This window comes from Sideroxydans lithotrophicus ES-1, assembly GCF_000025705.1.
Taxonomy (GTDB): Bacteria; Pseudomonadota; Gammaproteobacteria; order Burkholderiales; family Gallionellaceae; genus Sideroxyarcus; species Sideroxyarcus lithotrophicus.
This window is the reverse complement of record NC_013959.1, coordinates 1,052,047-1,065,949: the sequence shown is the minus strand read 5'-3', so window position 1 is coordinate 1,065,949 and position 13,903 is coordinate 1,052,047. Positions and strand designations below refer to the sequence as shown.

Genomic DNA, 13,903 nt, shown 5'->3' with positions numbered 1-13,903 from the left:
GTCTGGCGCAGAATGTTGCAAGGTAGCCCGATCGTTGTTGGTGTCGATGTTGGCGGCAAGCGCAAAGGTTTTCATGCGGTGGCGCTGCGCGGGAATTGCTGCATAGACAAACTCTCCACTCCCGCCGCATCTGCAATCGTTGACTGGTGCCAGCAAAAGCATGCTGTGGCCGTCGGTGTTGATGCACCATGCCAATGGAGCCTGACCGGACGGGCGAGACCCGCCGAACGCGCTCTGATGAATGAGGGTATCTGGTGTTTCGCTACTCCAACGCAGAAAATGGCAGAGGATCATCCCAAGGATAACTATGGCTGGATGCTTGCTGGCGCCGAATTGTTCAGCCTTTTGAAAGCGCACTACCACTTGTTCGATGGTCAGCCTGTAGATTCGAACCCCGTGTGTTTCGAGACATTCCCTCAAGCGGTGGCATGTGCACTGGCCGGGAAGATTATTTCTGCAAAGAGAAAGAGCTCAGTGCGGCGCAAGATATTAAGCGATATGGGGATTGATACGACCATGCTTCCCAATATTGATTTTGTTGATGCCGCACTGTGTGCGGTTACAGCTCAATCGTTGCGTGCTGGTAACTGCCATAACTACGGCGATAGTTTGGAGGGATTTGTCGTTGTTCCCAAAATATCAAGCTAGCATCGACTTACCCTAGTCATCATCCGTTTGGTGTGAGCTTCCCTTAATGGAATTGGATTGGGATATTTCATTGATGGCAGTCGAAAGCTTGGATATCCCAATTCGAATCAGCTTTTCCACTTCATCCCGAGAAGCTCCATTGGATTCGCATGCTGCTTCGAGGGACATGCCGGTCTGAAAGTCCAGGACGGCCCTCGCGGTGGTATTCATATTCACCAATCCAAGACCTGGGAGACCTGCAGCAATTAGTTGGGGACGCAGATAAGAAGGACTGATCGTTAATGCTTGGCTAAGGCTTTTGTAGTTCCCTCTATGTTCAACATATAACTTAAACATTTCGGTACTGCTCCAATAGTCTTTGCCAAAACTTCGCTGCACTTTACGCTCAGTTGGCAGCCCCTCAATATCTCCTTGCCAGTAATTCAATGCCTCCTCAGTTGAATCGAAAAGCGAAGCGAGTGCCAGCACATAACTTGTGCCTGCAGTCACTCCGACAGTTACGTTATCAATGGGATAAAAAAACTCCGTTGACGAGTGCTTATCGATATCGGGATAGAGAGTTCTCAGCCAATATTTTGGCACCTGTTCCAGCAGTCTGTCGGTCAGCGTTGGCCGCTTTCCTTGTATACAAACACGCAAATTATGCTTCTTTGCCTGTTCGGCAATACGAAACTGTGCATGAATATCTGGCGTTGTCACTTCTGCGTTCAGAAACGCGATGGCAATGCTTGCGTAGCGCTGGATTATCGGATTTGTAGAAACTTCGATAAATTCCGGTTCAGAAAATTCAAAGATCGCATCCATTTCAGGAAATGGCATAGCGTCGAATGCCTTAGTTCCATCAGGACTGTTAGCTAGCTGGCAACCGTGTGTTACGCACCAGGGAATTCCAGGTAATTGATGAGATCGACGCCAGTAGGCGAAACCTCGAGGAGATGCTTTGTCTTCCTTGATGCACTCAGGGCAAAATATCGCCATAGATTGGCGCGAACTCCTGGTCCCGAAATAGCCTATGGTCTCAACGCTGTAAGTGTCACGCTGGCCAGCGTCACCCTCACGCGAAACTGTTCGATAGAAAGGGAGCAAACTGTGTTTCCGGGCAAAGTGCTCAAGCGAAACACCTGCAGCAAGCGCCAGAGTGGCTGAATCAGAATATGCATCCGGAGTCGTTCCTGGAGGATGCACAGATGTGCGCAATGCCTCCATGAACTTCAGTACTGAAGAATATTGATTTAAAGCTCGAAGTCGCCCCCTGTAGCCCCGAGAAAACTCATCATCCAGAATTTTAGATGTCAGCAATCGTCTCTCACCCCGACAGACTTTATTCTCGTCCGACAGACTTTATTCCTCGCCATCACATTGATTACCAGCCCGACTCGCGTTCCGGCGTAGCAGAGATCTTGTGTATGCTCAGGTCGGCACCGTTGAATTCCTCTTCACGATCCAGTCGGATACCTACGAACTTCTTCATCGCGCCATAGACCACGAAGCCGCCGACCAGGGCGATGGCGATGCCCATCAGTGTGCCGATGAGTTGCGACATGAAGCTTATGCCGCCGACACCTCCCAGCATCTTTGCACCAAAGATGCCGGCGGCGATGCCGCCCCATGCCCCGCAAAGGCCGTGCAGCGGCCACACGCCGAGCACATCGTCTATCTTCCAGCGGTTCTGCGTGAGGGTGAACATCCAGACGAACAGCCCCCCCGCCACGCCGCCGGTGATGAGCGCGCCGATGGGATGCATCACATCGGATCCTGCGCATACCGCCACCAGACCGGCGAGCGGTCCGTTGTGCACGAAGCCGGGGTCGTTCTTGCCTGCCCACAGCGCAACCAGTGTTCCGCCGACCATCGCCATCAAGGAGTTGACCGCGACCAGTCCGCTGATCTTGTCTATGGTCTGGGCAGACATGACGTTGAAGCCGAACCAGCCCACGGTCAGCACCCATGCGCCGAGCGCGAGGAACGGGATGCTGGACGGGGGATGGGCCGAGATGCGCCCTTCCTTGCTGTATCGGCCATGGCGCGCGCCGAGCATCAGCACGGCCGCCAGGCCTATCCAGCCACCTACCGCATGCACCACCACGGAGCCGGCGAAGTCGTGGAACTCTGCACCGAAGCTGCCGTTCAGCCAGTCTTGTACGCCGAAGCGATGGTTCCAGGCGATGCCTTCAAAGAACGGATAGACGAAACCCACCAGCACGAAAGTAGCGGCCAGCATGGGGTTGAAACGCGCCCGCTCTGCCACACCGCCGGAAACGATGGCCGGGATCGCGGCCGCGAAGGTCAGCAGGAAGAAGAACTTGACCAGTTCATAGCCGTTCTTCTGCGCCAGTATTTCTGCGCCGCTGAAAAAATTGACGCCATAGGCGATGCTGTATCCGATGAAGAAATAAGCCAATGTGGATACCGCAAAATCCGAAAGTATCTTCACCAGTGCATTGACCTGGTTCTTCTTCCGCACTGTGCCCAGTTCCAGGAATGCAAACCCGGCATGCATGGCCAGCACCATGATGGCGCCAAGCAGAATGAATAATGCATCACTTCCGACCTTCAGATTTTCCATGTTCTCTCCAAAAAAGTGCAAACCCGCACTTCGCATGCAAGCGGCATGCCATTCGACATGCCAATTGTTTTATAAGGATATATTTATTTTGAATGGATTTTCAGGCGCAGATTGTTCACCTTAATGGTGCCTGATGATGATTCGCGCACCAAAGTGATGCCTTATTTCGGTGCGGCCCAGCCCTCGTTCAGCACCTTGTCCAGCCAGAACAGTCCGACGATGGTCTTACTGTCGTTGATCTTGCCTAGCCGCACCCACTCGATGGCTTCGACCAGGGATAGCTCGAATACTTCGAGAAACTCGCCGTCATCCAGTTTGTCGCCCACATGCTTCAACCCGCGCGCCAGGAAGTATTCCATGCATTCGTCGGAATAGCCTATGCACGGCCAGGCCGTCGTCAGATGTATCCATTCGCTTGCCGCATAGCCGGTCTCTTCCAGCAATTCGCGTTGCGCGGTGACGAGGATGTCTTCGCCTGCGTCGATCTTGCCGGCGGGCAGCTCGATGAATTCGCGATGCAGCGGATAACGGTATTGCCGTTCCATCACCAGATTGCCGTTGTCGAGCAGCGCCAGCACGGCGACTGCACCGGGATGGGTGATGTATTCACGCGTGCTGGTGCTGCCGTCCGGCAGCAGCACGTTGTCCTTGAGAACCTCGATGAAACCGCCGTTGTACATCACCTGGCTATCGAGCTGTTTTTCGGTCAGATCCATTTTTCCTCCTCCTCAAAACGAATACTCCCGCCGCAGCGGGAGCATTCATTCGATACATGGCGTTGATCAGTGCAATAAAGACTGTTGTACCGAGACGGCGCACACCGACATCAGCGTGTTGGGCAGGATGCCGAGCGCCAGCACGGCCAGGCCGTTGATGGAGATGAGCAGGCTGCTGTCGGGCTGGATATAGAGCTTTTCGTGGCTTTCCGGCGCATCAAAGTACATCAGCTTGACGATGCGCAGATAGTAGAACGCACCGATCAGCGAGAACAGCACCGCCATCACGACCAGCGGAAGATGGCCGGCCTGCACTGCCGCATTCAGCACCGAGAACTTGGCATAGAAGCCCACGGTCGGCGGGACACCCGCCATGGAGAACATCAGCAACAGCATCATGAAAGCGAGCCACGGACTGCGCTGGTTGAGCCCTTTGAAGTCATTGAGGTTGTCGGCTTCAAAGCCTTCCCGCGACAGCAGCATGATCATGCCGAAACCGCCCAGGCTCATCAGCACATAGGCCACCGCATAGAACATGGAGGAACCATAGCCTTCGACCGTTCCGCTCAGGATGCCGATGAGCAGGAAGCCCATGTGGGCAATGGTCGAATAGGCGAACATGCGCTTGATGTTGGTCTGCGCGATCGCGGTGATGTTGCCCACAGCCATGGACAACACGGCCAGGATCACCAGCATGCCCGACCAGTGGATCATCAGCGGCTGCAGCGCTTCGACCAGGATGCGCATGACGAAGGCGAATGCCGCCAATTTGGGAGCGGAGCTGATGAACATGGTCATTGCGGTGGGCGCACCGTGATACACGTCCGGCACCCACATATGGAACGGCACGGCACCGAGCTTGAATGCCAGGCCTGCCACGATGAAGGCCAGACCGAACACCAGCAGCTGATTGTTCGCCGTGCCGTGGCGGATGGCATCGGCGATGTTGCTCAAGTCGAGCGATCCGGTCGCTCCATACAGCATGGACATACCGTAGAGCAGGAAACCGGAGGCCATCGCGCCGAGGATGAAGTATTTCATCGCCGATTCGGTGGCGACGGCGGAATCGCGCTGCAATGCCACCAGGGCATACAGGCTCAATGCGAGCAGCTCCAGGCCGAGGTAGAGGGAAAGGAAGTTGCTGGCGGAGATCATCACCATCATGCCCAGCGTGGCAAACAATACCAGCGAGAGCAGTTCGCCGGTGAACAGCCCGCGCGCCATCAGGTAGGTGCGCGAATACACCAGCATCATGGATACCGAAAGGTAAGTCAGCAGCTTGAGCACATCCGACATCAGGTCATCGACGAACATGTGATGGAACAGGTACGCGATGCCGTCCACATGCGTCGCCACCGTGATCAGGGAGCAGCCCAGCAAGGTGATCTGCACCATCAGGTAGGTCAATGTCTTGGTGTAATTGACGATGAACAGATCCACGATGAGGATCACGCACACCATCACGAGCAGGAATATCTCTGCATAAGCCGGATAAAGGGAGGAGAGAAGATTCATGTGTTCCTCAATTCAAAACTTTGGGAGTAGCGAGATGCACCAGCAGATCGGTCACTGAGGTGTGCATGATGTCGGCAAACGGCAATGGATACAGTCCCATACCCAGTACGGTGATCGCAAGAATGATGAAGACGATTTTTTCGCGGCCACTGATATCGCGCAGATGCGCGACATGGTCGTTGGCGACCGCGCCGAAGATCACGCGCTTGTACATCCACAGCGTATAGGCCGCCCCGAAGATCAGCGTGCTGGCAGCAGCAAAGGCGAACCAGAAGTTGGCCTTGACCGCCCCCATGATCACCATGAACTCACCGACGAATCCGCTGGTGCCGGGCAGACCGCTGTTGGCCATCGCGAACAGCATGAAGAAAGCGGCGAACACCGGCATCTTGTTGGCCACGCCGCCGTAGTCGACGATCTGGCGCGAGTGCACGCGGTCATACAGCACGCCGATGCACAGGAACAGCGCGCCGGAGATGAAACCGTGGGAGATCATCTGCAGCAACGCTCCCTCCATCCCGTAGGAATTGAAGATGAAGAAGCCCAGCGTGACGAAGCCCATATGCGATATGGAAGAATAAGCGACCAGTTTCTTCATGTCGGATTGGGTCAGCGCCACCAGGCCGATATACACCACCGCGATCAGGGACAACGCGATCATCACCGGCGCCAGGTAATGACTGGCGTCGGGCACGATCGGCAAGGAGAAGCGGATGAAGCCGTAAGCGCCCACCTTCAGCATGATCGCCGCCAGGATCACCGAGCCGCCCGTGGGCGCTTCGACGTGCGCATCCGGCAACCAGGTATGCACCGGGAACATCGGCACCTTCACCGAGAACGCCATGAAAAAGGCGATGAACACCAGTATCTGCGCGGTCAGCGACGGTATCGCCATGCGGTGGTAGTCGAGGATGTCGAAGCTGCCACCGGACTGGTGATAGAGATAGAGCAAGGCCACCAGCATCAATAGCGAGCCGAGCAAGGTATAGAGGAAGAACTTGAGTGCCGCATATACGCGGTTGGGGCCGCCCCATACGCCGATGATGATGAACATCGGGATCAGCATCGCTTCCCAGAACACATAGAACAGCATCGCATCCAGCGACACGAACACGCCGTTGACCAGGCCGGACATGATCAGGAACGCTGCCATGTATTGCGCCACGCGCTTTTCGATGACCTGCCAGCCGGCAATCACCACCAGTGGCGTGAAGAAGCTGTTCAGCAGCACGAACAGCAAGGAGATGCCGTCGACGCCCAGGTGGTAATGGATGTTAAAGCGCGGTATCCAGTCCTTGAGCACCACGAACTGCATGTCGCTGGTCATGCGATCGAAGCCGGTGTACAACGGGATCGTCACCAGGAAACTCAAGATCGCTCCGACCAGCGCAATCGTGCGCGCCAGTCTCGCATTGCGGTCGTTGCCGGTGGCCAGCACCAGCACGCCGAAGAGAATGGGCAACCAGATGGCAGCGCTCAACAGGGGATATCCGAAAATCATGCTTGTTCCTTCTGCTCTTCTCTAGTACTGCCTTATTCGAACCATGTCCGCACCGTCAACAGTGCAGACACGCCGATGATCATCCAAAATGCATAGTGATAGACGTAGCCGGTCTGGAAAGTGCGCAGCACGCCGGAGAACATGCCGACCAGTTTCGCCGAACCATTGACGAAGAAACCGTCGATCAGCTTCACGTCGCCGAATTTCCACAGCAGGCGGCTGGTGCCGCGTGCGCCGCCGGCAAAGAACCAGTCATTGAAACGGTCGAAGTAGTATTTCTGGTCCAGCAAGGTGTAGATGGCAGAGAACTTCTGCTTGATGGTTGCCGGAATATCCGGACGCTTCATGTAGAAGAACCACGCGCTACCCGCACCCGCAACCGCCAGCCAGAAAGGCAGATCGGCCAAAGCGTGGAATACCATGAACACCGGTCCGCGGAACTCCTCGCGCATCTCTGTCAGTGCCTGGTGATTCTGGCCGATATAGATCGAGTCGAGGAAGTATCCGCCGAACAGCATCGGGTCGATGGCGAAGAAACCGATCAGCACGGAAGGAATGGCCAGCAGTATCAGCGGCAACGTCACCACCCATGAAGACTCATGCGGTTTCTGCCCCGGAGCCAGGCCGTGATGATGGTCGGTGGATATCTCCTCGTCGGCATGATCGCCCTCGTGGTCGTGATGCGCTTTGCCAAAACGTTCTTCGCCATGGAACACCAGGAAATACATGCGGAAGGAATAGAAAGCCGTGACGAAGACACCAGCCACCACCGCGAAGTAGGCAAAACCGGACCCCGCCAGATGCGAGTACTCCACCGCCTCGATGATGCTGTCCTTGGAATAGAAGCCGGAGAAGAACGGCGTGCCGACCAGGGCCAGCGAACCGATCAGCGAGGTGATCCAGGTGATCGGCATGTACTTGCGCAGGCCGCCCATGTTGCGGATGTCCTGGTCATGATGCATGGCGATGATCACCGAACCCGCTCCCAGGAACAGCAGCGCCTTGAAGAATGCATGCGTCATCAGGTGGAACACGGCCACCGAGTAGGCAGATGCGCCCAGCGCCACGGTCATGTAACCGAGTTGCGACAGCGTGGAATATGCCACCACGCGTTTGATGTCGTTCTGGATGACGCCGAGGAAGCCCATGAACAGCGCGGTGATCGCACCGATGACCATCACGAAGGACAAGGCCGTATCCGACAGTTCGAACAGCGGCGACATGCGCGCCACCATGAAGATACCTGCGGTCACCATGGTCGCGGCGTGGATCAGGGCGGAGATCGGCGTCGGGCCCTCCATCGAATCAGGCAGCCAGACATGCAACGGGAACTGCGCGCTCTTGCCCATCGCGCCGATGAACAGCAGGATACAGATCGACGTCAGCAATCCCACCGAGATGCCGGGGATGGGGGCCATGTCATTGACATAGTTATGCGCATTGGCGAACACCGCCTGGTAGTCCAGCGTGCCGAACACCATCAGCACCAGGCCGATACCGAGCAGGAAGCCGAAGTCGCCGACGCGGTTGACCAGGAACGCTTTCAGGTTGGCGTAGATCGCCGTCGGGCGTGTGTACCAGAAGCCGATCAGCAGATAAGAGACCAGACCCACCGCTTCCCAGCCGAAGAACAGTTGCAGGAAGTTGTTGGCCATCACCAGCATCAGCATGGAGAAGGTGAACAGCGAGATATAGCTGAAGAAGCGCTGGTAGCCGGGATCTTCTTCCATGTAGCCGATGGTGTAGATGTGCACCATCAGCGAGACGAAAGTCACCACCAGCATCATCATCACGGTCAGGCGGTCGATCAGGAAGCCGATTTCGAAACTGGTGGATTCGGAAGACATCCACTTGTAGACCGTGCCGTTGAACTGGTGCCCCGCCAGTACATCGCGGAAGATCGCAACCGAGGCGAAGAACGAGACGGCAACCAGGGCGATGGTGATGCGATGCGACCACGCGCGACCAATCACCTTTCCGAACAGGCCGGCGATGATGGCGCCAACCAGGGGAGCCAGGGGAACCAGCAAATACAGGCTTTGCATATCCATGCGCATCAACCTTTCAAGCTGCCGAGATCATCGACGTTGATGGTATGCAGATTGCGGAACAGCACCACCAGGATCGCCAGACCGATCGCCGCTTCCGCAGCCGCCACGGTAAGGATGAAGAACACGAATATCTGACCCGCCGGATCGTTCAGGTAATGCGAGAAGGCGACGAAATTGGTGTTCACCGCCAACAGCATCAACTCGATCGCCATCAGCAATACGATCAGGTTCTTGCGGTTCAGGAAGATACCCACCACGCTGATGGCGAACAGCACCGCGCTCAGCACCAGATAATGCGATAGACCCAGATTCAACATGTTCTCCCCTTTGCCTTAATCTGCGGTATGCCCATTCGGCGATACGACTGCCTCTTGCACCTCACCCGCCTTGTATGCGGATGGCACCGATACGATGCGCAAGCGATCCTGTTTCTTGACCTTGACCTGCTGGTTGATGTCTTGCCGTTTGGCATCGCGCCGGCGACGCAGCGTCAAGGCGATCGCCGCCACCATCGCCACCAGCAGCAATATCGCAGCCAGTTCGAAGGGGTAGACGTAATCGGTGTAGACCAGACGGCCCAGTTCCTTGGTGTTGCTGTAATCGGCGGCGTGCTTGACGACCCGCATGCCGGCGGATGTTTCTTTGGCGCCCAGTACCCACACCATCTGCACCCCGATCAATGCAGCCAGCAACAGTCCCACCGGCAGCCAGCGCCAGAAACCTTCACGCAGACGCTCGATGTTGATATCCAGCATCATCACCACGAACAGGAACAGCACCATCACCGCACCGACGTAGACCAGTACCAGAACGATGGCAAGGAATTCCGCCTCCAGCAACAGCCAGATGCCGGCACTGCTGACGAAGGCCAGCACCAGGAACAGCACCGCATGCAGCGGGTTGCGCGCAGTGATCACGCGCAACGCAGCGAGCACCGTCACGATGGCAAAGAAATAGAACAATACGGTTTCAAGATTCATCGGGGCTTCCTCTTCCTACCGGTATTTGGCATCGGCAGCTCGATCCATGGCGATCTGCTCTTCATACTTTTCCCCCATCGCCAGCAGCATGGGCTTGGTGTAATACAGGTCGCCGCGACTCTCGCCGTGGTATTCGAACACGCGTGTTTCGACGATGGCATCCACCGGGCATGATTCTTCGCAGAAACCGCAGAAGATGCACTTGACCAGGTCGATGTCATATCGGGTCGTCCGGCGCGTACCGTCTTCGCGTTCCGCCACTTCGATCTTGATCGCCAGCGCCGGGCATACCGCTTCGCACAGCTTGCAGCCGATGCAGCGTTCCTCGCCGTTCGGATAGCGGCGCTGCGCGTGCAGGCCGCGGAAACGGAAACTCTGCGGCGTCTTCTCCTCCGGGTACTCGACGGTGATATGGCGGGCGAAGAAATAGCGTCCCGTCACCGACATGCCCTTGAGCAATTCGAGCAACAGGAAACTCTTGAAGAAATTGATGAGGTTTTTCATTGTCTATCCTCGAAGGCTTACCACAGCCAATAGGGGGTCTGCATCCAGGCAGCCACTACGACCACCCAGACCAGCGTGAGCGGAATGAACACCTTCCAGCCCAGGCGCATCAGTTGGTCGTAGCGATAACGCGGGAAAGTCGCGCGGAACCACAGGAAGATGAACAGCATGACCGACATCTTGCCCAGCATCCAGAGTAAACCGGGAATATGGTCGGTCAATTCGCCCAGCAACGGCCAGCCATGGAAAGGATTGAGCCAGCCGCCGAGGAACATGACCGCGGTCAGGGCGGCGATCAGGATCATGTTGGCGTATTCCGCCAGGAAGAACAGCGCGAAGCCCATGCCGGAATATTCCACATGGAAGCCGGCCACGATCTCGGACTCGCCTTCGGCAAGGTCGAACGGCGCGCGGTTGGTCTCTGCCACGCCGGCGATGAAATACACCACGAACATCGGGAACAGCGGTATCCAGTACCAGCCGAACATGCCATAGGAACCCTGCTGCCCGCGCACGATGTCGCCCAGGTTCATGCTCTGAGCAGCCAGCAACACGCAAACCAGCGCGAAGCCCATGGCCAGTTCATAGGAAACGATCTGCGCCGCGGAACGCAAGGCACCGAGGAAGGCATATTTCGAGTTGGATGCCCAGCCGGCGATGACGATGCCGTACACGCCAAGCGAGGTCATCGCCAGCAGGTACAGCAGTCCCGCATTCACATTCGCCAGGATCATGCCGTCGTCGAAAGGCACCACCGCCCAGGCCGACAAGGCTGGTGCCAGCGCCAATACCGGCGCGGCGACGAACAGGAATTTATTGGCGCCGGTCGGGATGATGACTTCCTTGAGCAGCAGCTTGACGCCATCGGCGATCGGCTGCAGCAGGCCCCAGTAGCCCACACGGTTGGGACCCGGACGGATCTGCATGAAGCCCAGCACCTTGCGTTCGGCCAGGGTCAGATAGGCCACCGCACCCATGATCGGCAGGATGATGACGAATATCTTCACCACGATCCAGACCACCGGCCAGGCTGGCTCGATGTAAGCACCCAGTAAGTCCCAGAGTCCGACCAGACTCAACAGCGATTGTATGAAATGCAGGGCTTGGGCTTCCATCATGCACGCTCCACGGTGATCGTTCCAAACATCGCACCCAGTGCAGCAGTCGCGGCATGGCCGGCAGCCACGCGCACCACGCCCTTGGGCAATCTGTCGTCTGCCGCAGCGACAAGCTGCACGTCACCCTGCCCCTGACTGACCTTGACTGTCGCGCCGGCCTGCACGCCCAGCTTCCTCAGTTCATCGCCGTGCAGCCAGGCCTGCGGTGCCGCAGCATCGGCAGTGGCTTGCAAGGGTGCGGAACGGCGCACTATCGCATCCGTCGCATAGATCGGCACATCGCTGACGCGTTGCAGTCCTTGCGAAGCGGGAGCAGCCTTCGCCTCGACGCCGCCGATGGCGTTATTCAACCTGGCGGCGACGTCCATGCCTTGCAGTACTTCGTCGCGAACCGCTTCCGAGGTGTCCTGCTCGAAACCTTCCAGCTTCAGCAGGTTGCCCAGCACGCGCAACACTTTCCATGCCGGACGCGCTTCGCCCAAGGGTTTGACCGCTCCCTTGAAACTTTGCACGCGGCCTTCGGTGTTGACGAAAGTGCCCGAGGTCTCGGTATATGGCGCAACGGGCAACAACACGTCGGCGTACTCCGTTGCTTGATGTTTATAGGCGCTCATCGCGATCACCAGATCGGCCGCCTTCATGGCAGCAATGGCCTGCTGCGGATCGGCACAATCAAGCTCGGCTTCGACATTCAGCAGAACATATGCCTTGCGCGGTGCGGCCAGCATGGCCTGCGCATTCAGTCCTTTGCCGCCAGGCGTTGCCTGCGCCAGATAACCACCCACGCTGTTGGCCGCCTCGCCGAAGAAACCGAATTTGCCGTTGCTCAACGCGGCGATCTGCTGCGCCAGAGCCTGCAGTTGTGCGGCTTGCGGATGTTGCTGCGCGAAATTGCCCAGCAAGACCGCGACGCGCTCGCCGCTGGCCAGGCTTCTGGCAATGGCTGCCGCTTCGCCGCTCGCGCTCTGCCCCTGTTTTTCGGCCGTCAGCGCTTTCGATACCTGCGTCAGCATTTCGACCAGCGCATCCGGTGCGACGATGGCCTTGTTCGAGACTTTCATCAACAGGTCGTCATCCACGGAATGGATGATGTTGGCCTGCGCACCTTTCTTCACTGCCTGGCGGATACGTGCCGCCAACAGCGGGTGGTCCTTGCGCAGGAAGCTGCCGACGATGAGGAAACGATCGGCACGGTTGATGTCGCTCACGGACATGCCCAACCAGGGGGCACCCTGTTGCTTGCTGTCGCTGCTGAAATCGGACTGGCGCAAACGAAAATCGATATTCTCGCTGCCGACGGCACGCATGAGTTTTTGCAACAGATGGAGCTCTTCCAATGTGGAATTCGCCGTTGCCAGAGCACCGATCTGTTCTGCCCCGGCACCGTTAGCAATATGGCGCAGACCATTGGCGGCATATTCCAGTGCAGTCTGCCATTCGACTTCCTGCCACTGGCCGTCCTGTTTGATCATCGGCTTGGTCAATCGCTCGGCGGAATTCAATCCTTCATAGGCGAAGCGGTCCCTGTCGGACAGCCAGCATTCGTTGATCTCTTCGTTCTCGATGGGCAGCACGCGCAACACGCGGTTGTTCATGGTCTGCACGGCGAGGTTGGAACCAAGGCTGTCGTGCGCGCTGACCGAGCGGCGGCGCGACAGTTCCCACGAACGCGCCTTGTAACGGAACGGCTTGCTGGTGAGCGCGCCGACCGGACACAGGTCGATCATGTTGCCGGAGAGCTCTGAGTCCACCGTACCGGAAACGAAGGACATGATCTCGGCGTGCTCGCCGCGGAATGCCTGGCCCAGCTCCATCTGTCCGCCGATCTCGACGCCGAAACGCACACAGCGGGTACAGTTGATGCAGCGGCTCATTTCCTCTGCCGACACCAGCGGGCCGATGTCCTTGCTCAGCACCACGCGCTTCTCTTCGTGGTAGCGCGAATGTCCGGCGCCGTAGCCGACCGACATGTCCTGCAACATGCACTCGCCGCCCTGGTCGCAGATCGGGCAATCCAGCGGGTGATTCACCAGCAGGAACTCCATCACGCCCTTTTGCGCCTTCACCGCCTGCTCGGAATGGGTGTACACCTTCATGCCCTCGGCTACCGGCGTGGCGCAGGCAGGCAAAGGCTTGGGCGCCTTCTCCACCTGGACCAGGCACATACGGCAATTGGCGGCGATGGAAAGTTTCTTGTGATAACAGAAATGCGGGATGGCGATCCCGGCTTGATGCGCGGCTTCGATCACGGTCGAGCCGTTCTGTATCTGTATCTGCTTGCCGTCAATTTCGATATTGATCATT

At 57.3% G+C, this 13,903-nt stretch carries 12 protein-coding genes; 1 reads left to right on the top strand and 11 read right to left on the bottom strand.

Annotated elements, in window-relative coordinates; translation table 11 throughout:
* The first annotated feature begins 12 nt into the window (after positions 1 to 12).
* A complete protein-coding gene (locus SLIT_RS05435) occupies positions 13 to 648 on the top strand; it encodes a DUF429 domain-containing protein (RefSeq protein WP_013029223.1) in 636 nt (211 codons plus the stop codon).
* A gap of 12 nt (positions 649 to 660) precedes the next feature.
* On the opposite strand, the gene SLIT_RS15535 is transcribed toward SLIT_RS05435, so the two are convergent.
* The 11 genes from SLIT_RS15535 to nuoG all read right to left on the bottom strand — a co-directional run bounded on the left by SLIT_RS15535 (position 661) and on the right by nuoG (position 13,902).
* Entirely contained in the window at positions 661 to 1,947 is a 1,287-nt protein-coding gene (locus tag SLIT_RS15535; RefSeq protein WP_190272148.1) for a TniQ family protein, read from the bottom strand.
* Between the two features lie 64 nt (positions 1,948 to 2,011).
* A complete protein-coding gene (locus SLIT_RS05425; protein WP_013029221.1) occupies positions 2,012 to 3,214 on the bottom strand; it encodes an ammonium transporter in 1,203 nt (400 codons plus the stop codon).
* A 161-nt stretch (positions 3,215 to 3,375) separates the two neighbouring features.
* Positions 3,376 to 3,930 (bottom strand): NUDIX domain-containing protein, encoded by a 555-nt coding sequence (locus SLIT_RS05420; RefSeq protein ID WP_013029220.1) that lies wholly within the window; start codon positions 3,928 to 3,930, stop codon positions 3,376 to 3,378.
* Between the two features lie 66 nt (positions 3,931 to 3,996).
* Positions 3,997 to 5,445: an NADH-quinone oxidoreductase subunit NuoN gene (nuoN, locus tag SLIT_RS05415; RefSeq protein ID WP_013029219.1), complete on the bottom strand. Its 1,449-nt coding sequence runs from the start codon at positions 5,443 to 5,445 to the stop codon at positions 3,997 to 3,999.
* 7 nt (positions 5,446 to 5,452) lie between these two features.
* Entirely contained in the window at positions 5,453 to 6,946 is a 1,494-nt protein-coding gene (locus SLIT_RS05410) for an NADH-quinone oxidoreductase subunit M (RefSeq protein WP_013029218.1), read from the bottom strand.
* Between the two features lie 32 nt (positions 6,947 to 6,978).
* Positions 6,979 to 8,997 carry an NADH-quinone oxidoreductase subunit L gene (nuoL, locus tag SLIT_RS05405; protein WP_013029217.1) on the bottom strand — a complete coding sequence of 673 codons (2,019 nt, stop codon included), beginning with the start codon at positions 8,995 to 8,997 and terminating at the stop codon, positions 6,979 to 6,981.
* Between the two features lie 5 nt (positions 8,998 to 9,002).
* Positions 9,003 to 9,314 (bottom strand): NADH-quinone oxidoreductase subunit NuoK, encoded by a 312-nt coding sequence (gene nuoK, locus SLIT_RS05400; RefSeq protein ID WP_013029216.1) that lies wholly within the window; start codon positions 9,312 to 9,314, stop codon positions 9,003 to 9,005.
* Between the two features lie 15 nt (positions 9,315 to 9,329).
* Positions 9,330 to 9,977 carry an NADH-quinone oxidoreductase subunit J gene (locus SLIT_RS05395; protein WP_013029215.1) on the bottom strand — a complete coding sequence of 216 codons (648 nt, stop codon included), beginning with the start codon at positions 9,975 to 9,977 and terminating at the stop codon, positions 9,330 to 9,332.
* 15 nt (positions 9,978 to 9,992) lie between these two features.
* Positions 9,993 to 10,481, bottom strand: a complete 489-nt coding sequence (gene nuoI, locus SLIT_RS05390; protein ID WP_013029214.1) for an NADH-quinone oxidoreductase subunit NuoI — start codon at positions 10,479 to 10,481, stop codon at positions 9,993 to 9,995.
* Between the two features lie 17 nt (positions 10,482 to 10,498).
* Positions 10,499 to 11,599, bottom strand: coding sequence for an NADH-quinone oxidoreductase subunit NuoH (gene nuoH, locus SLIT_RS05385; protein WP_013029213.1), 1,101 nt, complete (start codon positions 11,597 to 11,599; stop codon positions 10,499 to 10,501).
* Positions 11,596 to 13,902: an NADH-quinone oxidoreductase subunit NuoG gene (gene nuoG, locus SLIT_RS05380; RefSeq protein WP_013029212.1), complete on the bottom strand. Its 2,307-nt coding sequence runs from the start codon at positions 13,900 to 13,902 to the stop codon at positions 11,596 to 11,598. The genes nuoH and nuoG overlap by 4 nt, the downstream gene beginning before the upstream one ends.
* Between the last annotated feature and the right edge of the window lies 1 nt (position 13,903).